29 protein-coding genes are annotated in these 19,465 nt (G+C 44.0%); 6 read left to right on the top strand and 23 right to left on the bottom strand.

All coding sequences use genetic code 11. The features are described from left to right. Nucleotides 1-45: 45 nt before the first annotated feature. The 4 genes from LAY41_RS01265 to LAY41_RS01250 form a co-directional block, all read right to left on the bottom strand. Nucleotides 46-834, bottom strand: a complete 789-nt coding sequence (locus tag LAY41_RS01265) for a Uma2 family endonuclease (RefSeq protein WP_249093236.1) — start codon at nt 832-834, stop codon at nt 46-48. Between the two features lie 2 nt (nt 835-836). Continuing rightward, nucleotides 837-1,547, bottom strand: a complete 711-nt coding sequence (locus tag LAY41_RS01260; RefSeq protein ID WP_249093234.1) for a Uma2 family endonuclease — start codon at nt 1,545-1,547, stop codon at nt 837-839. A gap of 212 nt (nt 1,548-1,759) precedes the next feature. Beyond that, nucleotides 1,760-3,547 carry an aspartate--tRNA ligase gene (gene aspS / locus LAY41_RS01255; RefSeq protein WP_249093232.1) on the bottom strand — a complete coding sequence of 596 codons (1,788 nt, stop codon included), beginning with the start codon at nt 3,545-3,547 and terminating at the stop codon, nt 1,760-1,762. Between the two features lie 225 nt (nt 3,548-3,772). Then, on the bottom strand, nt 3,773-4,396 hold the full coding sequence (locus LAY41_RS01250; protein WP_249093230.1) for a hypothetical protein: 624 nt from the start codon (nt 4,394-4,396) through the stop codon (nt 3,773-3,775). A gap of 373 nt (nt 4,397-4,769) precedes the next feature. Between LAY41_RS01250 and crcB the strand changes: the two genes are divergently transcribed. From crcB to LAY41_RS01235, 3 genes are all read left to right on the top strand, one after another. Beyond that, nucleotides 4,770-5,195, top strand: a complete 426-nt coding sequence (gene crcB / locus LAY41_RS01245) for a fluoride efflux transporter CrcB (protein WP_249093226.1) — start codon at nt 4,770-4,772, stop codon at nt 5,193-5,195. A gap of 10 nt (nt 5,196-5,205) precedes the next feature. Then, nucleotides 5,206-5,535 carry a DUF190 domain-containing protein gene (locus LAY41_RS01240; protein WP_249093224.1) on the top strand — a complete coding sequence of 110 codons (330 nt, stop codon included), beginning with the start codon at nt 5,206-5,208 and terminating at the stop codon, nt 5,533-5,535. 155 nt (nt 5,536-5,690) lie between these two features. Next, on the top strand, nt 5,691-7,799 hold the full coding sequence (locus tag LAY41_RS01235; RefSeq protein ID WP_249093222.1) for a WD40 repeat domain-containing protein: 2,109 nt from the start codon (nt 5,691-5,693) through the stop codon (nt 7,797-7,799). 206 nt (nt 7,800-8,005) lie between these two features. Here LAY41_RS01235 and LAY41_RS01230 read toward each other — a convergent pair whose 3' ends face one another. The 8 genes from LAY41_RS01230 to LAY41_RS01200 all read right to left on the bottom strand — a co-directional run bounded on the left by LAY41_RS01230 (nt 8,006) and on the right by LAY41_RS01200 (nt 11,757). Next, nucleotides 8,006-8,335, bottom strand: coding sequence for a XisI protein (locus LAY41_RS01230; protein WP_249093220.1), 330 nt, complete (start codon nt 8,333-8,335; stop codon nt 8,006-8,008). After that, nucleotides 8,323-8,436 carry an element excision factor XisH family protein gene (locus LAY41_RS32120; RefSeq protein ID WP_338022920.1) on the bottom strand — a complete coding sequence of 38 codons (114 nt, stop codon included), beginning with the start codon at nt 8,434-8,436 and terminating at the stop codon, nt 8,323-8,325. The genes LAY41_RS01230 and LAY41_RS32120 overlap by 13 nt, the downstream gene beginning before the upstream one ends. A 64-nt stretch (nt 8,437-8,500) precedes the next feature. Next, a complete protein-coding gene (locus LAY41_RS32115) occupies nt 8,501-8,656 on the bottom strand; it encodes an element excision factor XisH family protein (RefSeq protein WP_275973851.1) in 156 nt (51 codons plus the stop codon). Beyond that, on the bottom strand, nt 8,623-8,967 hold the full coding sequence (locus LAY41_RS32720; protein WP_420840297.1) for a hypothetical protein: 345 nt from the start codon (nt 8,965-8,967) through the stop codon (nt 8,623-8,625). Before LAY41_RS32720 ends, LAY41_RS32115 begins: the two co-directional genes overlap by 34 nt. Beyond that, on the bottom strand, nt 8,895-9,320 hold the full coding sequence (locus LAY41_RS01215; protein ID WP_249093216.1) for a phytanoyl-CoA dioxygenase family protein: 426 nt from the start codon (nt 9,318-9,320) through the stop codon (nt 8,895-8,897). Before LAY41_RS01215 ends, LAY41_RS32720 begins: the two co-directional genes overlap by 73 nt. Next, nucleotides 9,286-9,519 (bottom strand): phytanoyl-CoA dioxygenase family protein, encoded by a 234-nt coding sequence (locus LAY41_RS01210; RefSeq protein ID WP_249093214.1) that lies wholly within the window; start codon nt 9,517-9,519, stop codon nt 9,286-9,288. Before LAY41_RS01210 ends, LAY41_RS01215 begins: the two co-directional genes overlap by 35 nt. A 64-nt stretch (nt 9,520-9,583) precedes the next feature. Beyond that, entirely contained in the window at nt 9,584-10,366 is a 783-nt protein-coding gene (locus LAY41_RS01205; RefSeq protein WP_249093212.1) for an SDR family oxidoreductase, read from the bottom strand. A 218-nt stretch (nt 10,367-10,584) separates the two neighbouring features. Next, a complete protein-coding gene (locus LAY41_RS01200) occupies nt 10,585-11,757 on the bottom strand; it encodes an inositol-3-phosphate synthase (protein ID WP_249093209.1) in 1,173 nt (390 codons plus the stop codon). 76 nt (nt 11,758-11,833) lie between these two features. Here LAY41_RS01200 and LAY41_RS01195 point away from each other — a divergent pair, with 76 nt between their 5' ends. Continuing rightward, nucleotides 11,834-12,583 carry an RNA-guided endonuclease InsQ/TnpB family protein gene (locus tag LAY41_RS01195; protein WP_249093207.1) on the top strand — a complete coding sequence of 250 codons (750 nt, stop codon included), beginning with the start codon at nt 11,834-11,836 and terminating at the stop codon, nt 12,581-12,583. 27 nt (nt 12,584-12,610) lie between these two features. Here LAY41_RS01195 and LAY41_RS01190 read toward each other — a convergent pair whose 3' ends face one another. The 4 genes from LAY41_RS01190 to LAY41_RS01175 all read right to left on the bottom strand — a co-directional run bounded on the left by LAY41_RS01190 (nt 12,611) and on the right by LAY41_RS01175 (nt 14,045). Beyond that, nucleotides 12,611-12,889, bottom strand: coding sequence for a BrnA antitoxin family protein (locus LAY41_RS01190; RefSeq protein WP_249065501.1), 279 nt, complete (start codon nt 12,887-12,889; stop codon nt 12,611-12,613). Further along, nucleotides 12,852-13,130 carry a BrnT family toxin gene (locus LAY41_RS01185; protein WP_249093205.1) on the bottom strand — a complete coding sequence of 93 codons (279 nt, stop codon included), beginning with the start codon at nt 13,128-13,130 and terminating at the stop codon, nt 12,852-12,854. Before LAY41_RS01185 ends, LAY41_RS01190 begins: the two co-directional genes overlap by 38 nt. Before the next feature lie 308 nt (nt 13,131-13,438). Further along, a complete protein-coding gene (gene vapC / locus LAY41_RS01180; RefSeq protein ID WP_249093203.1) occupies nt 13,439-13,846 on the bottom strand; it encodes a type II toxin-antitoxin system VapC family toxin in 408 nt (135 codons plus the stop codon). Then, a complete protein-coding gene (locus tag LAY41_RS01175; RefSeq protein ID WP_249093200.1) occupies nt 13,833-14,045 on the bottom strand; it encodes a type II toxin-antitoxin system VapB family antitoxin in 213 nt (70 codons plus the stop codon). Before LAY41_RS01175 ends, vapC begins: the two co-directional genes overlap by 14 nt. 250 nt (nt 14,046-14,295) lie before the next feature. Between LAY41_RS01175 and LAY41_RS01170 the strand changes: the two genes are divergently transcribed. Then, nucleotides 14,296-14,625, top strand: coding sequence for a hypothetical protein (locus LAY41_RS01170; RefSeq protein WP_249093198.1), 330 nt, complete (start codon nt 14,296-14,298; stop codon nt 14,623-14,625). Nucleotides 14,626-14,709: 84 nt separating this feature from the next. On the opposite strand, the gene LAY41_RS01165 is transcribed toward LAY41_RS01170, so the two are convergent. Continuing rightward, complete coding sequence (locus LAY41_RS01165) at nt 14,710-14,934, bottom strand: hypothetical protein (RefSeq protein WP_249065507.1); 225 nt, start codon at nt 14,932-14,934, stop codon at nt 14,710-14,712. A 103-nt stretch (nt 14,935-15,037) separates the two neighbouring features. Further along, a complete protein-coding gene (locus LAY41_RS01160) occupies nt 15,038-15,235 on the bottom strand; it encodes a hypothetical protein (RefSeq protein ID WP_249093196.1) in 198 nt (65 codons plus the stop codon). Nucleotides 15,236-15,417: 182 nt separating this feature from the next. Between LAY41_RS01160 and LAY41_RS01155 the strand changes: the two genes are divergently transcribed. Then, nucleotides 15,418-15,588, top strand: a complete 171-nt coding sequence (locus tag LAY41_RS01155) for a hypothetical protein (RefSeq protein ID WP_249093194.1) — start codon at nt 15,418-15,420, stop codon at nt 15,586-15,588. Here the strand turns inward: LAY41_RS01155 and LAY41_RS01150 are convergent. From LAY41_RS01150 to LAY41_RS01130, 5 genes are all read right to left on the bottom strand, one after another. Further along, nucleotides 15,563-15,736, bottom strand: a complete 174-nt coding sequence (locus LAY41_RS01150; RefSeq protein WP_249093193.1) for a hypothetical protein — start codon at nt 15,734-15,736, stop codon at nt 15,563-15,565. The genes LAY41_RS01155 and LAY41_RS01150 overlap by 26 nt on opposite strands. A 248-nt stretch (nt 15,737-15,984) precedes the next feature. After that, complete coding sequence (locus LAY41_RS01145) at nt 15,985-16,347, bottom strand: hypothetical protein (RefSeq protein ID WP_249093190.1); 363 nt, start codon at nt 16,345-16,347, stop codon at nt 15,985-15,987. Between the two features lie 407 nt (nt 16,348-16,754). Further along, a complete protein-coding gene (locus tag LAY41_RS01140; protein ID WP_249093188.1) occupies nt 16,755-17,009 on the bottom strand; it encodes a hypothetical protein in 255 nt (84 codons plus the stop codon). A gap of 494 nt (nt 17,010-17,503) precedes the next feature. Continuing rightward, entirely contained in the window at nt 17,504-18,682 is a 1,179-nt protein-coding gene (locus tag LAY41_RS01135; protein ID WP_249093185.1) for a M20 family metallopeptidase, read from the bottom strand. A gap of 201 nt (nt 18,683-18,883) precedes the next feature. Next, the coding region (locus tag LAY41_RS01130; protein ID WP_249093183.1) for a hypothetical protein at nt 18,884-19,465 on the bottom strand (582 nt) is incomplete at its 5' end.

Raw genomic sequence — 19,465 nt, 5'->3', positions numbered from 1 at the left:
CACTTTCACCATATTATCAAAGAGCGATCGCACTAATTTTCAAACTCAAGCTTCTGGCTCAATTCCCAAAGCTCTTAACTGTGCGGCTAATCGATCAGCACGTTGTCGTTCCTCTTCAGCACGTTGTCGTTCTTCCTTAGCCTCCTGTTGAGCTAATTCTTTTTCCTGACGTTCCAATTCTGCTCTTTCGCTACCAGCCAACAACAAATTACCCTCAGCATCCCACCAACGCAGCCAAGGTAAGTCCTGATTTTGATATCTTCCTCGCCAAATTCCTAACTCCAAACCTAGAAGATCAATGGGAAATCTCCCTTGCTCATTTGCCGTTACTAAATGATATTTTCCTGACAACAATTTATATACTTCAACCCTAGCTCTATTCACCTCGTAAATGCCATAAAAAGGAACGCGAATCGCTTGTTCGTAAACCCAAAATTTCCCAGTGATAGGAGTTGAATCTCTTTCTTCTGAACCATCACCAGAAACAAATTCCAATACAATTGAAGGTGCGACATATTCTTGCCAAAGAACATAAGAACGTCGGTATTGACCATCCAAATTGGGTGGTACATTTGGCACGTAAAACCAATCTGGTGCTTCTGCGCCTCTTTCCAGTGGATTGGCTAAACGCCAATAAATACCGCTATCTTGACCAATGCAATATTGTCCGTCTGGATGCAACTGCTGCAATACAGGTGTGATCGAATCTGTTAGTAAAATACTTTGTGGATGCTCCTGAAAATTTTTCACAAACGTACCGTCCGACTCTGGTAACTGAGTATGATCTGGTAAAGTAGAATTAAGATCGATCGCTTTAGTAAAAGTAGCAGTCATATTTATACCTCCGGTTCAACACCTAAAGCTCTTAATTGTGCAGCTAATCTTTCAGCGCGTTCTTCTGCTGTTAACAAAAGATTTCCTTGTGCATCCCACCAACGCAGCCAGGGAGATTCCATATTTTGATATCTTCCATGCCAAATACCGAGTTCTACTCCTAAAGGTTCGATCGGATAATGACCGCGATCGTTAGGCGACTTTAACTGATAGCTTCCAGCTACCAAATCATAAACTTCCACTTTTTCGTTAACTACATCATAAATACCATAAAATGGAACTCGAATTGCTTTTTCATAAACCCAAAATTTGCCTTCATAACGAGTAGTATCTCGTTCTTCTGAACCATCTCCCGAAACAAATTCTAATATAATTAATGGCGCTAAAGTTTCCTGCAATAAAACATAATAACGGCGATATTGACCGTTTAACATTGGTGGTACATTTGGGACGTAAAACCAATCCGGTGCTTTGCAACCTTTTTCTGGTGGTTCTGTGATTCGCCAATAAATTCCGGAATCTCTACCTATACAATATTGACTGTCTGGATGACGTTGCAGTAAAATAGGAGTAATGGAATCAGTTAAGAGATCTGCCTGTGGTGGTTCTTGAAAGTTTTTCACAAAATTTCCATCCGATTCTGGTAATTGTGTACGATCTGGTAAGGAAGTAGGCAATTCTACAGGTTCGGCTATTTCGACTATTTCGGTCATGTTGACCTCCTGCTAATAGGTAGTAGGTAATTGCCGAAAAGATATCACCAATTACCATTATAATTTGGTTATTTCGGGTCGGATAAACTGTAGGGACACGGCATCATAAATATTGTCGGTTTTATGAAAATTTTAATGATGCCGTGTCCCTACAAAAATGTTCATAATGAACATTGGTATAATAATTCCGAAAGACCCTATAATTTTCGGAATTAAGCCTTCGGCTTATAAGTTGATTGCACCTGCAATTCCTTCAACTGTTTCACATCGACACTAGCTGGCGCACCTGTCAGCAAGCAACTCGCCTGCTGTGTCTTCGGAAATGCAATCACATCGCGAATTGACTCTTCACCAGCTAACAGCATTACCCAGCGGTCTAAACCGTAGGCAATTCCACCATGAGGCGGTGTTCCATATTCAAATGCGTCCAGCAAGAAACCAAATTTATTGCGTGCTTCTTCTGGAGTTAAACCAATATGTTCAAACACTTGTTCTTGAACATCGCGCTGATAAATACGCCGACTTCCGCCGCCAATTTCTATGCCATTAAATATTATGTCATAGGCTTGCGCTCTGGCGGTTTTTAGGTCGCTCAAATCGTCGGGATGGGGTGCTGTGAAGGGGTGGTGCAATGCTTCTAGTCGCTTCTCGTCTGCATTCCATTCAAACATGGGGAAATCTGTTACCCAAAGCAAGTTAATTTTGTTTTGGTCAATTAATCCTAATTGTTGTGCAACTACTTGGCGGAGTCGATCGAGTGTTTTATTGACGACGGCTACTGAATCAGCAGCAAATAATAAAAGATGTCCGGGTTTTGCACCTGTGCGATTCAATAATTCCTGTTTTTTTTCTTCACTCAGGTTATCTTTAATCGCGCCAATAGTGTCGATTTCGCCATTATCCCGGACGCGGATATAAGCCAAACCTTTAGCGCCAGCTTCTGCGGCTTCTTTGAACAAGTCGCCACCTGCTTTTATCCGCACGTTCGAGACAGCATCATTGCCACCTGGAATGGGTAATACTTTGACGACGCCTCCAGATGCGATCGCACCTGAGAACACCTTGAAGCCAGAATCTTTGAACAAATCGGCAACATTCACTAACTCTAAGCCATAGCGGGTGTCCGGTTTATCGCATCCGTAACGTTCCATCGCTTCGGCGTAAGTTAGACGGGGGAAAGGTTTAGGCAACTCAATACCTTTAACTGCCTTAAAAACATGACAAACTAACTCTTCATTGAGATGGAGAATCTCTTCAACAGACATGAAGCTCATTTCCATGTCCAATTGAGTGAATTCTGGTTGTCTGTCGGCGCGTAAATCTTCATCGCGGAAACAACGCGCAATCTGATAGTAGCGATCGAATCCAGAAACCATCAGCAATTGCTTGAATAATTGCGGCGATTGTGGTAAGGCAAACCATTCACCGGGATTGACGCGGCTGGGTACGAGGTAATCCCGTGCGCCTTCTGGTGTGGAGCGAGTCAGAATTGGCGTTTCAACTTCGATGAAGTCTTGCTCGTCTTCTAAGAAGCGGCGAATGGCTTTAACAACATTGTGGCGCAGTTGCAGATTGGCGGTCATACGATCGCGCCGCAAATCCAAATACCGATATCTCAGCCGCAACTCTTCCCGCACCGGCTCATTTTCACCCGCTGACACCTGGAAAGGCAGCTGTTTGTGTACCTGATTTAGCAGTTCGATTCGATCTGCGTAAATTTCAATCTCGCCAGTAGGCAATTTGGGGTTGAGGGATTCTTCTGGACGTGGGGTGACGCGACCAGTAATTTTTACAACATACTCATTACGTAGCTTTTCGGCTTGTTCGTAGGAGCCTGGGGTGCGTACTGGGTCGCTGACAATTTGGACAATGCCGGAGCGATCGCGCAAATCCAAGAAAATCACGCCCCCGTGATCGCGGCGACGGTCTACCCAACCACAAAGGGTAACAGTCTCTCCCACATGGGAGCTTCGGATTTGGCCGCAATAATGACTTCGCATAGCAGTTAATTCAGAGTTCGTGCTGGAGAATGGGGAATTTAAACAGTTTAGTCGGATCGTCTTTGAGGTTGGAGTAAGAAGCGTCCTACCTTCAGTAGACTATGTGAGAAAACTTCCCCATTATGCAGCATCGGGGGCACTCCTGTAATGCAGTTTTAGGGTTACGGTATTCCGTACCCCTACACAAGCTCTTGTAAAGTGGGGATTACCCACCTCACAAAAGATTTACTTGCGATCGGACTTTGACAAAGAAGCCATTAGAGCAATCCAGGCAGTTTTGGCCGCATCCGCCAGACGCACACCAATGGACTCAATTTCGCTAGCGATCGTCAGCCAATTCTTTTCAGCTTGCTTGTGAATCTCGTGAACTGCCGCTTCAATTCGCTCCCGTTCGACGAATTTATTTTGTTCAACAGCTTCCCGCGCTTGACGCACCGCCTTGAGATAGTTCTCGCGGGTGACATCGCCAGCAGATTGAATTTCTGCCTGAGCGCGAGTTTTAATCGCGTCAACCAGCAGCCAATTTTTCTCAGCTTCTTGCTGAATCAGCCCAACTGCTTGGTCGATTCGCTCTTTTGCGATCGCCTGATTTTGTTCGATCGCTTCCTGTGCTTGACGAACCGACTTAAGGTAAGCCTCGCGGGTGAGGTCGCCTGCCGCCTGCATTTCTAATTGCGCCCGCTTTTGAATCGCTTCGACCAGCGCTGCTGTCTCCTTTTTAACCTCTTCGGTAGCATCAGGCATTTCCTTTTTTACTAAGTCAGTTGTCTGTTGGCTGACTTCCACAATCTCAGTTGTCTCAGTGACTTCGACAATTGTCGATTCTTTAGGAACAGTGGGTTCGGTCATGGTTGTTTCTCCTGTATTTGGAACAAATCCAACAAAGCAACTGTTTTAAGTAGGTGGGCGTAAATAAACTGAACTCTCAGAAACCCGGTTTCTCCAAGAAACCGGGTTTCTAAGGGCCTGGAGTTTTAAGTTTAATTATGCCCACCTACTTAAATTGATTCATTGTTTTAATACGCTCGTACTCCAAGGCACATTGATTTAGATATTCATCGCTCTAAACGGTAGCCTTTTGTGATATTTGGCTTCATTCTATCCAGCCTATCCCAAGTTCGATGACGGTGAACGCCCACTGGGAGGTACGGTTTAACGCACCAGGCTCGTTGATAAAATAGCTAGGTTGACGTGACCGTTCTTAACCCTGCCTCATATCGTTGTGTTACAAGATCCCAACATTCGGAATCCAATAGCTATTAGTTTGGGAGCGATCGCGGGTGCATTGTGTCGCTACTATTTAACTTTATGGTTCGCGCAGCGCTTCGGCACCGGATTTCCCTACGGCACTTTTTTCATCAACCTCAGCGGCTGTTTGTTTATGGGTTTCTTTGCCACCCTGGCATTAGAACGGGTAGTAACCATCTCCCCAGAAGTGCGACTGTTGGTAGCAACGGGATTTTTAGGTGCCTACACTACCTTTTCTACCTATGGGTTAGATACAATAAATCTTCTGCGCGATGCCGAAGGCTCGTCGGAAGAAGGCTCACGCAGTTATCTGGTAGCAGGTCTTTATTGGGCAGGTAGTGCAATACTGGGAATTATCAGCATTCAGCTGGGGATAATTTTAGCTCGATGGGGAAAGTAGGACAGCTGGTATGATGTGGCAACAACTCACCATTTACATTAGTGAATCCGATCGCTGGCACAACGAACCGCTGTATATCGCCCTGATTGAACTTGCTCGCAAACACGGATTGGCTCAGGGAACGGCAATGAGAGCGATGGCTGGATATGGCAAATACATCACAATCCAAACCACCCATTTTTTGGACTTATCCTCCAACCTGCCTGTAGTAGTCAGCATAATTGACCGCGAGGAGGCGATTTCCGAATTTCTGCCCTTAGTGCGAGAAATGGTTAAGAACGGATTAATCACCCTACAACCCTTAGAAATCCTACATTATGCGCCAATTTTAGAAGACTGAGAGAATCTAAACTTCTCAACGATTGTTTAGTTTTTTATGGTTATTAAATAGTTATTACTGGATGTCATCGACTTGCAAAACTTGCATAACCTTAAGATACCTCACTGCTGAGACTGATATGATTCAGAAGAGAGGAGCTGATTCAGAAGTGTTTAATGCTTAACAACTCCCGTCGGTTAGAGATTGCGGAATATGTTTCCCTGGCTGGCTCAGTTGCTGGGTCAGTCGTGGCGGCGCTCAGCGGGCAAGTCATCTACGTGGCTATACCCCTGTCTGCTTCAGTGATATTGAACTCGATCAATCGTCGTCGCTCCGAGATACTGACGAAGCAGATTACCAATGCTGCGATTACGCGCCTTCAGCGACAAATATCCGGCGAGCTTCAATCTTTATACGCCTCAGCTAGCTCTTTGCCCTCTTCCCCAGAATCGGTTCGCTTCAATTCACATGACGTACAAGAGGTTGTGGCTACCTCGATAAGGGCTAACCTGAATCCCATCTATCACGATGTGGCTGAACTTAAGGAGCAGTGTGCTAGCTTGCAGGATTCTCTCACAAGTGTGGTGCAATATCTGAATAGTTCGTCCCTATCAGTAAGGATAGACAATTTGGAGCAGGCGATCGCTAAGCTTTCTCAAGGAATCTCAACTGTTGCTAACGAGCTGGAGGTGTCGCTACAAAGCCAACTGGATACGTTAAAGCAGCAGGTGCAAGCGATTCAACTTGAAAAACAAACCAGGGACGAAACAAAGAGCCTAAAAACAAAAGAGCCACAGTTCGATTCTTCTGGGCTACAAAATCAGTTGGATAAGCTAAAACAGCAGATGCAAGCGATTCAACTCGAAAAACAAACCAGGCAAGAAGCAGCGAAAGAGACAACCACACCGCAACAGTTCGATTCTTCTAGGCTACAAAATCAGTTGGATGAACTAAAGCAGCAGGTGCAAGCGATTCAACTCGAAAAACAAACCAGGCAAGAAGCAGCGAAAGAGACAACCACACCGCAACAGTTCGATTCTTCTAGGCTACAAAATCAGTTGGATACGTTAAAACAGCAGGTGGAAGCAATTCAACTCGAAAAACAAACCAGGGAAGAAGCAGCGAACGAGACAACCACACAGCCACAGTTCGATTCTGCTGAGCTACAAAATCAGTTGGATGAGCTAAAGCAGCAGGTGCAAGAGATTAAAGAAAGCAGAGAAGCTTTGGAAGAAGTTAGATTTAAAGCACTGGAGCAAACAGATAACATCTCCCCCCAGTCCGTAGGGGCAAAGCATTCGGGCGACAATGAACAGGTGGAAGCGAGGAATTTTGCACCGAATGCTTCGCCTTTAACCAGTTCCCAGTCAAGAGTTCCCGAACCTCCAACTCAGACTTGGAGTTGTGTCCAAATTGTAAGGGCGCATTCTGATTGGGTGGCTTCCGTGGCGATTAGTTCGGATGGAGAAAAGATAGCCAGCGGCGGTTTTGATGGGAAGATTAAAATTTGGAATTTGCAGACTGGGGAACTAATTCGGGTGTTGTCGGAAAAGGCTGGTGTGGTTTATGCTCTAGCCTACGTCACCTCTGAGACAAGCCTTGCTAGCGGCTGTTCCGATCCTGCCTCGGTGAAGTTATGGGATGCAGATACTGGCGCACTGATTGACACTTTCAGGGAGCATTCGGGCTCGGTTCGCTCTGTGGCGATTAGCCCAGATGGACGGACGCTTGCCAGCGGCGGTTTTGACCAGACGATCAAAGTATTGTCTCTGGAGACTGGAAAATCGCTCTACACTCTCACGGGGCATTTAGGGGCGGTAGGTGCGATCGCTTTCAGTCCCGATGGAGAGCTGCTAGCCAGTGGCGGTGGGGACGGCAACATTAAATTTTGGCATGGGAATACGGGGCAACTGTTGCACACTTTCAGCGGCGATTTAGGATCGATTGGTGCGATCGCATTTCATCCAAATGGAGAGGTTCTCGCCAGCGCCAGTACCGATAGAACGATCAAATTGTGGCATCTCGGCAACCGCGATCGTCTCTGTACTCTCACAGGTCATGCAGGTGCAGTCACATCTGTTATCTTCAGTCCCGATGGGGAAACTCTGATCAGTGGTAGTGCAGACGGTACGATCGCAATTTGGCATTTAGAAACTGGCTTACAGATATGTACCTTGACTGCTAATTCAGCTAGTTCCGCGATCTCCGTTACCCTTAGTCCCAACGGTCAAATGCTTGTCAGTGGCAATGCGGACGGTTCGATCCAAATTTGGCAGCGCGATTAATTACCCCTACTCCCCTTCCACTCAAAGAATATCTATATGAGGTAGCAGAGTAAGCAGGGGGAGAGAAAAATAGATAAATTTCTACCGGAAAGGGATACAATATATTTTACAATGCAAGACCAAAACGCAAATTTACGGGAATTCCTTGCCAAACTAAATCATAGGGTGAACAGTTTACCTGAAAGCGTACAATCACACCTACCACTTTAACCAACAGCAAACTCAGTAAATTTCCGTTTATAGGGAGCTTTAAACGCCAGAACTATATCTTGCTTGGGAACTCCAGCTTCTACTAATTCATTCGCAACTCCGATTTCAGTCCCATCCCGTTCAATCCAAATTTTGCCATCTTTAATTTCCACGTAGATGATACAACCAAATACTCGTGTTAAATCTTGCCAACCAATATTAAGAACTTGATAGCGATCGCGCTCCGTATCAAATATCAGTTGGACTTCTGTCTGACTATTTGTGCGATTGTTGGCATAACTTTTAAGAATTGTTTGCACTACTTCGCGGGAATTTATTCCTTCCATAGAACAATCTCCTCTTGTTCGGGGTTAAAAATGAGCAATTTGAGTTGATGTTCTGCAATGACTCTTTGAATAAATTTACGACTAAAAAAATCATCGTAAATATCAACTGTAATTGCTAAATATAAAGTCCGGTCGGGTTCTGTCTGTCAATCTCAAAGCTGAACTTTAGTTGAGGCATTGACCAAGTGCTATATGAAACTCAGTCACATCTGACGCTCCTAGAAAGGATTTTACCTCTACTGCTATCTTTTGACCAGTTTTTTCAGCAGCTAGGATTCTCTCTGCTGCTAAGTCGTGGATTCTGTATGTTCTGTATTCCAACTGCGTAGCCAAGCGAAACGAAATTGGCTGGCTCGATTTTTCTCGCCGCCGATGCTTTTGAGTAATTCGGAACTGATTGCACCGTGACAGTCTCCAGTGCGATATTTAGCATATTGGGAGTCGGTTAAATCAACAATTTTTATTCGCAGATTGTCGCATTCTGATACGCCGGACATACAAGTGCTGACGAGAAGGGAACCGTAGCGACAGGCGGTGTCTTTTTCGGTTATGAATAAGTCTAAACCAATTCGTCGATGCTCACAATGATTCGCACCAGAACTATGAAAAAGTTTAACATGATGGAGCGAAATTTGACCAAGTTGTAACTCAAGATCAACGGCTTTTGTTTCATCAAAATCAACGGCAATAGTTTGCCCCGTGTCAGCATATTCTTCGGTGCAAAAGTATCTTTATGGGGAACTACTTTCCCAAGATGTGAACCCGGAATAACTCGCACACAGCCACTTTCTTTGATACTGGGTGTAAGTGCTACCCACACCGTTAGAATATCTGAATCATCTAAACCCCAATAGGTTAAATCTTGATGCCAACTGATATAAGCATCACTTTGAGAAGGTTTGACAAAAAGTGCTGATTCCCAACATAAGATGTCAGTGCCAATTAAATCTTCAACTAGATCTAGAATTTTTAGGATTATGAACAAGTCTATCAGCCCAACCCATAATTAAATGTGGTTTGTGACGCAACTCATGGGTATTCATTTCGCCACCAAACTGTTTTTCTATCGCCTCGAATGATTGAAGACAAAAGTTGACTTCTTCGGTACTCAATAAATCAATCGGCGATAGATAGCCATTGTGATGGTAATATTCAATTTCTGCATTGGTTAAAACTTTAGGCATCGATTTATTCCTTATTTTTGCTTGGTTTTATACTTAAAAATTTCTCAATAAAATGTTAGCATCTTTAGTCATAAGCGCCTATAATTTTTTGATCAAAATCAATTATCGAACCCGTTACCATTTCGGCTTCATCACTTAACAAAAATGCCACCATTTTAGCAACATCAAGAGGCTTTAGAAGTCGCCCAAACGGTTGCAAAGATTCCGCTTGTTTCAGCCAATCATCTGGTTTACCCATTAACTTTTGAACCTTATCCTCATTTGGTGTATCCATCCATCCAATATTCAAACCATTAACTCTAATTCTGTCATACCTTAAAGCATGGGCTACATTTTTCGTAAAGACAGTTAATGCTCCTTTAGATGAACAGTAAGCTGTCAAGTAAGGTTGACCGCCGTGACTTGAGATAGAGATAATATTTACGATACTACCACCGTTTTTTTCCCTTTTCATTATCCTAACTACTTCTTGTGTCAGAATAAACGGAGCGCGAACATTTACAGCGAATAAGAGATCCCACAATTCTACAGTAGTTTCATCTAAATAGGCTCTATTACTGATTCCGGCGGCATTAACTAAACCATGTATATTGCCAAATATAGAGTCACAGGTTGTTACTACTTTTCGACAATCAGATTCTTTACTTAAATCAGCTTGAACGTATTTTCCCTCACAGCCATAATTTTTTAGTTCTCGGCTTACTTGTTCACCATTTTCTCTATTCCTCCCACATATAAGAATACCTGATGCCCCATGCTCTGCTAAATAATGAGCGATACCTCTACCCAAACCTTGAGTACCCCCTGTGACAATAAAAACTTTTTGGTTAAATCGTTTTGAAATCATTAGCTGTTGTCATCTAAAATGTTAGGTTTCCTAGAAAATATCGCTCAATTTCAATTAATTTTTGGCGTTGCTGATTTTAGGCATGAAAAGAATTTCACCTGATGTCCAGTCTGTTGACCAGACGCATAAGTAGAGACGCTTGCATACAAGCGTCTCTACGGTAGAGACGCTTGCATGCAAGCGTCTAAAGAGGGCTTCATCTTTTGATTCAGCAACGCCTAATTTTTTATATGTTTATAGATCCATTTTTGAAGCAGAGAATATTGGGCAAAGAAGTCGTGTATAACATTCGTACCTTCTGGCATTTCTGGAGATTTAAAAAAAGCAGCCAGATGCTCTGTTAAACCGCCTTCTTGTATTTTTATTGAGATTGTCATTAGTCTAACCATATCTAGTATTAGAGGTGCAGCCAAGATACTATCTCGATAAAGTCCGTTAATCTTGATTTGCATCGAATACCCCAAAAAACCTTGTAAATCTATGTTGTCCCATGATTCCTTATTATCACCACGCGGGCGATAATGATGAATATGAACTTGATGATCCTCAACTTTATAGCCCACAATTTCATCCAAACAAGCTAATTTACTCATTAGTTTAGTTTGGAAAGCATCTTCCTCAGATAAAGCCTCACCATCTCGATTTCCTAATATGTTAGTGCTATACCAACCATTGATATATAATTGACGCATATTTAAAGCCGAAGCCAGCACAGTTTTAAGGAAAGTTTGCCCCGTTTTACCATCCCGTCCCGCCAAAGGTACACCCTTTTCCTTTGCTAATGTAACTATAGCTGGAACTGCTGATAAGTTCGGTGTAAAATTTATGTAGCCTGCTGATTCTAATACAGCCGCACAAGCATATTTCATCGAAGGGGTAACAGTATCATAACCCTGATAGCAGGATTCTTGAAACTTATCTAAGGAGTCATAGGTTTCTGACCACTTTGGAGTAGGTTGGGTAGAAATACAATTGACTACTACTACATAGTTTAATTGATTTTTTTTCCGGAAATTACGAATATCAGAACGTATTCCTTCAATTTCTTGACCCCATTCTCCCTTGTTAACTGCACAAGGCACTGGTAGCGCGGGTTGATTTAAAATATCAACAGATACTTTGACAATATCATTTTCTGATAGAACTTTGTGATGGCGAAGGCTTTCCTCTATGGTGTGACAATATATATCCCACCCAGAAAACACTAAGTCCTCCAGTTGGGGTAATTCTAATTTATCAGCAATGGTTTTCTGATCTTCTGTAATATATGATTCGCAAAGCAAAGCATATTTAGGACTAAATCCCTGTTTAAGTAAATTAGCACCAGCAATAACAGTTGATGCAATAGCTCCAGCGTGACCAGCAAATAAAATACCTGTCTTCTCAGTCATAAGTCAAGTCTCCTTTACAAAAATTTAAGCTTTTCCAGAAGGTAACAAAGCAATCCCATAGAGGATTTTAGCTTGAGTGTCGCTTTGCAAGTTCATCATTACCATCTCACCACAAGATAGGTTATTTGTCAACTCTTCTGGTTTCGATTTCAAAAGGTCAGGAGCCTGGAGCATCGGAGATGGCAACCTCACACATCCCAAAGTACGGGAGAGCCTAGATTTCAACGCTCGCCTACGGTACGCTACCCTATCGACAGGAGAGATATTTACAGGTGCGAAGTCTTACCAAAAAGCCAAACATAAACTAGCCAAACTTCAACGAATTGTAGCACGTCGTCAAAAAGGTTCTGCCAACAGGTTTAAAGCAGTCAAAGCCTTAGCGCGTCTGCATCAAAAGATAGCAAATATCCGCTTGGACACATTACATAAACTCACCTCTTACTTAAGCAAAAACCACGCAGTAGTAGGAATTGAGGATTTGAATGTGTCAGGGATGATGGCTAATCATTGTTTAGCTGCATCGATAGGGGATATGGGATTTTATGAATTCCGTCGCCAGTTAGAATATAAATGTCCCTTGTATGGCAGTAAGCTAGTAGTGATTGGCAGGTTTAAGCCAAGTAGTAAAACCTGTTCAAATTGCGGTTTCGTCAAAGAGGTTTTGGAGTTATCAGAACGAGTTTATCGATGTGATTGTGGGTTAGAATTGGATAGAGACTTGAATGCCGCAATTAATATCGAGAAATTAACGCGGGAAGTTCTCTCGTGTCTGCTTGTGGATGGGGTGCTGCCGACAGTCCCAGATGAAACAGGAAGTTTTTGTTAATGAATGTTAGCAAAAATCGAACGGTTGTTATACTGCTGACTGCTCGCCACCGCCTTCTATGTAGCGACGCAAGACCGAGTTGATTAAAGCTTTATATTCTCCGCTTTGAGCTTGGAACCACTTCAAAACATCTGGATCGATCTGAACTAGGCGCTGTGCTTGAGACGCGGGAATTCTTAAAGTAGCCTTCTCAAAAAACTCTTCCGTCAACGGTGGAATGTCAGAGTAATCAATCCCTTCATCTTCCATCGCCTCCAGTGCTGTCCAATTAGTACGAGAGGTATTGCTCAAGTCTTTGGCGCTCATATCGATTTGCCCTTCGTGCTGAAATGATCCGAATCACGTTATTCTGCCGTTCTGTCCAAACAACAACCGCTATGCCGTTACCAAGGAAACCGATACCGAACCAACGGTCTTCGCCGTAATCAAAACGATCGTCTAGCTCAATTAGCATTGGACTATCAAACATCTCAGAGACATCTGCGAAATCAATCTCATGTTTGCGAATATTTTCTAAATTCTTCGCTTCATCCCACTCAAACTGCATTAAAATTTGGAAATGCTAATTAGGCTGCCTCTATTATCGTGCATTCTGCCCAGGCTTTAGCGTAGCTGACGAACGGCATTCGCATATCTCAATGCTAGAGCCTGAATCTCCTTGTCGCTAGCTGGGGGGGTGTGCTGATGTTTGCCTTGGATATTCGATCGGGATTTGCGATCGCCTACGGTACGCTATGCTAACGCGATACTACTGACACAACTCTACGCGATCGCACTTAGCCTGTCTATCCAGAGATGCGATCGCTCGCTTCGACGGTACAATCTGCCTCATCACCAATCCACCTTCTTTAATTTTCAATTATTGTTGGGTTGAAAGCGCAAACAATTGAGCGCTCGCACCCTTTGAATCGTTTCAAAATCGCGATCGTTGTGAATTAGAATTAATTGGTGTTCGATCGCAAGTTGAGCAATGCAACAATCAATACTACTTCTAAGCGTTAAACCCTGTCGTTGCAAATCGTAATAAATTCGGGCAGCCGCCACCCAAGTACCGGGAGTTGCCTCGATATAGTCTTGCTCTTGAAGATAAGTTTCTAATAGCGTCCACTCGCGATCATCTCGGCAACCTTGCAAGAGTTCCATCTGAGTAAATCGGCTTAAAAAAATGCTTTCATTGTTAATTATTGCTTCGAGAGATTGACGGAATGCACCTGTGCGATTGCGGAAAACACTTATCCAAACAGAAGTATCAATCAGAAACATTTCGGTTTTCTCGCAAGGCTTTGTAGTTGTAGTCTGTTGAAAATTGAATTTGTCCGCTCAAATCCAATAAATTCCGCTTTTTGCGGGTACGGATTAATTCTTGCAAAGCAAAATCAATCAATTCTTTTTCTGTTTTTAAGTTGGTTAATTGCAGGGCTTCTTTAACCAATTCCTCGTTAATTTCAACATTATTTTTCATAATTTTTTAGCTAACATAACTCTCTCATTATAGCATATAGCATAGGGACATCCAAACTCAACGAAGCGAGCTTGCGCCCTGGGCAGTCCGATTTCCTTGTCGCAGAAAGCCTGCCTGCTGATGCTGGCTTCTTCCACTATATCGGGATCTGCGATCGCACTTAGCCTGTCTATCCAGAGATGCGATCGCTCGCTTCGACGTTACAATCTGTCATAACAATAGGAGTAAAATCCAATGACAACCAACACCTATGCGAGAAGAACGGATGGCAGCAGTAGAAGCAGCGATCGCCAAATTGCAGAAACAAGTGACAAATCCTCAACCGACAAATTGGCTACAACAAATTACAGGGTCTTTCAAAGATGAACCAGCCTTTGACGAGGTACTGGCTTACGGACGAGCGATTCGCCAAGGTGATGAGTCTGTTAAACCCCTTGCTTCCACTGGCGCAAGATTACCTGCTAAGGAAATTGAAAGGGTTTGCTCCTCCCAAACTGCTCCCAATGCTAAACCAACATGGTACGGTAAAACATTAAGACTCGCGCCTGTATCCAACAAACCAAAAACTTCCGAAACATAATCCCGATAACTTAAAGTAATGGGTAGATAAGGAAAAACATTAGCCTCTCCTGCTTGATTCCTTCGTTCAATAAAAGGAAATCGTTTAGCATTTCGCATTTTCTTTCGCTTCTTCTTGTTCTAATAAGCTCATTAATTTCTGAGCAGCATCACCATAATCATAAGGCGACCAAGCACGGTAAACTACGTCATTATCCAATGATTTTAAACCTTCTTCTTTCGCTAATTCAGCAGTTAAAAACTGCATCATTTCAATTTTTTCATCATGGGATAACTGCCGCAGTTGAGCTAATAATTCAAGATTTGACATAAAACAACCTTACATTCATTTTTCCATGTTACCAGTCACCTTCAACGCCGCGCACACTAACTGCTGCGTAATATAAAGCGAATGCGCTAACGCGCACGCTTCGCTAACGCGCCGTCCCACTCTCCAAATCAAAATACGTAGCAAACCGTTTGAGACGACCCGCAGCCATCCGGTACAGGTAATCCGCCGCCTCAGCCGCCACCCGAACATTCACGCGATCGCTCTGTACGTTCAGCACTGCCATCTCTGCACAAGATAAGTTATTTGTCAATCTCAATGCTAGAGCCTGCGCCTTGGGCAATCCGATTTCCTTGTCGCAGAAAGCCTGCCTGCTGATATTGGCTTCTTCAACTATATCGGGATCTGCGATCGCACTTCACCTGTCTATCCAGAGATGCGATCGACCATTTATATGGGTTAACAGTAAATTTAATAAAGAAACCCGGTTTCTATGCTGGTTTGTGATTCGTATGCGGCGAGTATATGAATGCACTGGTTGAAGGCTGGTTGATGGGAAAACAGGCAAAACCCTTATTTGGCATTCAGTGGAATATTCTCTGGGAAACGCCCCTGGAAACGCTGCGAACTCAGTTAAACCTCAATGTTCGCTCGGCATCGCAGAACGCCATTAGCGCGTTCCAGCACCTTGGCTAGAGTCTGGGCAACCTTGATCGGGCGGTACGTAGTTCTCAAGTTGCATGGATTTGTGGGAGTCTACGGTGGCGAAGGTAGATTCCATGTGAATAAATTGCACGCCGACAATTAAGGTAACTAGACCTGTAATTTTCAGTAGAGAACCCATAACACCCGTTTCATTTGGACTCTATATAATATGAGCCTTTGATTCGGGTAATTCAGTGACGCAGAAGTTAAGGGAAAGGTGACAAAATTATTCTAAATGCGTGATGTATTGGCTTGCACTCAGGTGACTGGACGTTACAAATATAAGTGATCGCGATCGCAAGTCAATGATTTACTTATAGCAAGTTGTAGGGCAGTAGGTCGCTGGTAGGGCAGGGGAGCCGGTAAAAGTCCCCTTCCTTGTCTATTTTATCTAACCAATCCGACGGCGAGCGAGGCTTTTGACCGCAAGGCGTTCAGCAATCGACTCATGCTTGTGGGATGAGCTAGAGACCAGATGCTGATGGCTAGACAGACGCTACCCAGGCACAGCAAGATGTAGGTGGGAGCCATTACCACGCCGATCGCAAACCAGGTAAATACGTGAAATACCATCAATAGCGCAGGGATGCAGGCAATTACAGCCCAGCGAGCTATCTGCACTTGCGGGCGACCTACTACTGTAAGGATGAGTGTATGCAAGGTCAAGAGCAAGTTGGCTGGCACCAGAAACGCACAAATGGCGATACAGTGGGCACGTGAAAACTCGGACAAGGTATGGAAATCAAACATAAAAACCAGTTGTATCGGACATTTCAAGAAGTGATGATTGACTTTATTTCTTTTTTTTGGTAGTCCAAACGTTGGTGAACATCATCAAATACGCGCCTATTATGACGGCGATCGCTAGACTCCCTGCAATTAAATTCTGCCAATCAGTAGTTTCCATTCGCTTATTGAGATATTGAGATCCAAAGCACACAGCAATTATCTTAACTTAACTTAATTTTACGGAAACCTCAACTAACGCCAAAGCACAGAGAAAGTTCTCGCGGCTAATTGTGCGCTTACAGTCTAACATCCAGCGTTTCAACCCCTCAAGGGTATAGCGTGGAATTTCGACTTCAGCCAGCCAACTTGTCTTGCTGTCACAATTTTTGGTTTTAGATTGCCGATTTCAGATTTTGGGTTGATTTTTTTTAAAGCTCTGATGCCGTATCAGGCGCAATTTCAATTCCCCCTGCTTCTTTTACTAACTCCTGATCTGTAATCAGGTCACTCAATTCGTGAATTTTGACGCCGATACGATCGCAAGCTTGCTTTAGTTGTTGCTTGAAATTACTAATATCTTTACCATAGCCACACAGATGAGCGGCGGTTTCTATTCCTTGTTTGGCATTGGCTTTGGCACAGTCTATTAAGTCGGTGCCCAGAAGTGGTGTAGGTGATGCCATAGGCTTAAATGTTTCTCCTTTTTTTCATTACCACTATCTTAATAAAATAGGGGCTAACTTACATCCTTCTAAGGAGTTATAGCAAAGTGCTTACTTCCCAGGAAGTACATGACTGCCTAGAACACCAATTCTATAATGCCAGAAACCGGGAATATGCGGGTTAGAGCAACGAAATATCGACTTTGACAACCACATATTCCCGGTTTCTTGTGTTTGACAGTCACAGTTAATGGCAAACTTACCCAGAGAAACCGGGTTTTTGAAGAACTAGCAACTTGAGTTATTATATCAAATTTACTGTTTATATCGTTTTCGGTTACATCGCTAGTGTAAGAATAATACGGTAAATTGTCTGTTGGCATCGGGGTTAAATTTTTACCGCAGATGTAGGCGCTTCGCCTTCCCGTAGGGTAGACAGATTAACGCAGATTAACGCAGATAAGAATCTTAAAAAGGCGAAATTAAAAATTAAAAATGAATATTTTAATTCTTAATTAACTATAGTGCCAGTATTTGTAAGCAGCATAGGCGAGAGTGACGACTCCAGTCACGATCGCAGATTCATCGACTTCAAACTGGGGATGGTGTAGGGGGTAGTTTTGTTTCTCTTTAAACCCGACTCCGAGACGAAACATGGCTCCGGGTGCATATTCCAGATAACGGGAAAAGTCTTCTGCTCCCAGTGAAGGTTCGGGTAAGATCAGAACGCGATCGGTCCCCCAAGCTTCTCTAGCCGCCGTTTCTAGCAGCTGGTTCAGTACAGGGTCATTTTGCACTCCTGGCACCCCCTGCCTGTAGTTCAATTCATAGCTAGCGCCATAAGTCTGACAGACATTCGCCACGATTTTTTCGATCCAGTTGGGTAGGGCGCTACGGGTTTCAGGGTGGAGACTACGTACAGTTCCCAGCATTTTCACTTCGTCAGCAATCACATTGGGCGCTCGTCCACCAGATATTTTACCAATACTTAGCACGACAGGCCGCAGGGGATTTTGGGTGCGGCTAATTGCTTGCTGGAGATTAGTAATTACTTGCGCCGCAATCCAAATAGCATCGATCGCTTCGTGAGGTCTAGCACCATGACCCGATTCACCGATAATTATTATCTCCAGATCGTCCGCAGCTGCTGTTAAAGCTCCGTAGCGGATACCCACCGATCCCCCCACAATAGAAGGGAAAACGTGAACCCCTAGAACGGCTCGTACATTTTCCATTGCCCCATCTTCCACCATCCAGTTGGCTCCTTGGGCAATTTCTTCCGCTGGCTGAAACAGGAAACGAACATTACCGTCCAAGTGTTCTCCCAACTCGGCAAGAACCATTGCTGTGCCTAAACCGACGGTTGTGTGGACATCGTGACCGCAGGCGTGCATGATTCCGGCAGAGCGAGAAGCGTAGTCGAGGCAGGTGCGTTCCTGAATTGGTAGGGCGTCCATATCCGTCCGAATTGCCAGCAACCCAGCATCCTTACTCTTACCTTCCAGTTCTCCAATAACGCCAGTTTTACCGACTGCCTCTTGGACGTGCAGACCGCAGGAAGACAAAACTCCCGCGACATAGGCGGCTGTCTGGTGTTCTTGGCCGCTTAATTCTGGGTGAGAGTGGATATGGCGGCGAATTTCAATCAGGCGCGGCGCTAGTTTGGTGGCTAGGTTTTTAATTTCGATAAGCATGAATAATTTTGGTTTACTAATTTATAGAAGTTGTTTACAAATATTAACCTTTAAAACAAAAAGCGATCGCACCAATTTTGGATAAAGGTGCGATCGCTTAGCAGGTCGGATGACCTCTCGCCTAAATTCGGCTATTGTCCCTGTAGAAATCCCTGAAATTTTCTGGCTTCAGGGATGCACTCTCAAAGACTTTGAGGCGTGTTACATCATGGGAGTCATTCCGCCCATTGCGCCGGGAGTCGTTCCGGCACCAGAAAGTGGGGCTGGTTCTTCGGGAGCAAATGGGGCAGGAAGGTCACTTGGAGAGCGCATTCCCTTGTCAAGCTGCATTTGGAGTCCGGGAGGCAGACCCTTAATCTTACCGATAGACAGAGTATCTCCTTCTGCGATCTTCTTACTCATTCTTGAGGAAGGAAGATCGCCCGTACCGACCAGACAATTATCTGCGGTCAGCTTATCATTGCTAAAGATCGTCACCTTGTAATCATCGTTCAACTCAAGTATGGAATAGTACTTGCCATTCTGGGCTTGACCGCTCTTGGTGATGGAGTCTAACAACTCGTCTGAATCGCCATAACCAAAATCAGCTGCTCGTATCACATCCTTCTCTGCGTCGAAGTTGTAGATGTAGTACATACCACCTTTCATGGTGTCGCTGCCACCCGTCATGGTGTCGCTGCCACTCATCGAGTCAGTGCCAGTGCCACCACTCATCGAGTCAGTGCCAGTGCCACCACTCATCGAGTCAGTGCCAGTGCCACCACTCATCGAGTCAGTGCCAGT

Origin of the sequence: Argonema galeatum A003/A1, assembly GCF_023333595.1 — a bacterium.
GTDB classification, from domain to species: Bacteria; Cyanobacteriota; Cyanobacteriia; order Cyanobacteriales; family Aerosakkonemataceae; genus Argonema; species Argonema galeatum.
Note: the sequence above shows the minus strand (reverse complement) of the source record. Positions and strands in the feature narration are given on the sequence as shown.

Coding starts and splice junctions, on each gene's coding strand:
- LAY41_RS01250 (WP_249093230.1), bottom strand. CDS start 4,396: ATGACCGAACCCACTGTTCCTAAAGAATCGACAATTGTCGAAGTCACT.
- LAY41_RS01265 (WP_249093236.1), bottom strand. CDS start 834: ATGACTGCTACTTTTACTAAAGCGATCGATCTTAATTCTACTTTACCA.
- LAY41_RS01170 (WP_249093198.1), top strand. CDS start 14,296: ATGCGAGAAGAACGGATGGCAGCAGTAGAAGCAGCGATCGCCAAATTG.
- LAY41_RS01155 (WP_249093194.1), top strand. CDS start 15,418: ATGAATGCACTGGTTGAAGGCTGGTTGATGGGAAAACAGGCAAAACCC.
- LAY41_RS01200 (WP_249093209.1), bottom strand. CDS start 11,757: ATGACTGAGAAGACAGGTATTTTATTTGCTGGTCACGCTGGAGCTATT.
- LAY41_RS01150 (WP_249093193.1), bottom strand. CDS start 15,736: ATGGGTTCTCTACTGAAAATTACAGGTCTAGTTACCTTAATTGTCGGC.
- LAY41_RS01235 (WP_249093222.1), top strand. CDS start 5,691: ATGCTTAACAACTCCCGTCGGTTAGAGATTGCGGAATATGTTTCCCTG.
- aspS (WP_249093232.1), bottom strand. CDS start 3,547: ATGCGAAGTCATTATTGCGGCCAAATCCGAAGCTCCCATGTGGGAGAG.
- LAY41_RS01260 (WP_249093234.1), bottom strand. CDS start 1,547: ATGACCGAAATAGTCGAAATAGCCGAACCTGTAGAATTGCCTACTTCC.
- LAY41_RS01145 (WP_249093190.1), bottom strand. CDS start 16,347: ATGTTTGATTTCCATACCTTGTCCGAGTTTTCACGTGCCCACTGTATC.
- LAY41_RS01240 (WP_249093224.1), top strand. CDS start 5,206: ATGATGTGGCAACAACTCACCATTTACATTAGTGAATCCGATCGCTGG.
- LAY41_RS01205 (WP_249093212.1), bottom strand. CDS start 10,366: ATGATTTCAAAACGATTTAACCAAAAAGTTTTTATTGTCACAGGGGGT.
- LAY41_RS01165 (WP_249065507.1), bottom strand. CDS start 14,934: ATGTCAAATCTTGAATTATTAGCTCAACTGCGGCAGTTATCCCATGAT.
- vapC (WP_249093203.1), bottom strand. CDS start 13,846: ATGTTTCTGATTGATACTTCTGTTTGGATAAGTGTTTTCCGCAATCGC.
- LAY41_RS01185 (WP_249093205.1), bottom strand. CDS start 13,130: ATGCAGTTTGAGTGGGATGAAGCGAAGAATTTAGAAAATATTCGCAAA.
- LAY41_RS01190 (WP_249065501.1), bottom strand. CDS start 12,889: ATGAGCGCCAAAGACTTGAGCAATACCTCTCGTACTAATTGGACAGCA.
- LAY41_RS01175 (WP_249093200.1), bottom strand. CDS start 14,045: ATGAAAAATAATGTTGAAATTAACGAGGAATTGGTTAAAGAAGCCCTG.
- LAY41_RS01135 (WP_249093185.1), bottom strand. CDS start 18,682: ATGCTTATCGAAATTAAAAACCTAGCCACCAAACTAGCGCCGCGCCTG.
- LAY41_RS01210 (WP_249093214.1), bottom strand. CDS start 9,519: ATGCCTAAAGTTTTAACCAATGCAGAAATTGAATATTACCATCACAAT.
- LAY41_RS01230 (WP_249093220.1), bottom strand. CDS start 8,335: ATGGAAGGAATAAATTCCCGCGAAGTAGTGCAAACAATTCTTAAAAGT.
- LAY41_RS01140 (WP_249093188.1), bottom strand. CDS start 17,009: ATGGCATCACCTACACCACTTCTGGGCACCGACTTAATAGACTGTGCC.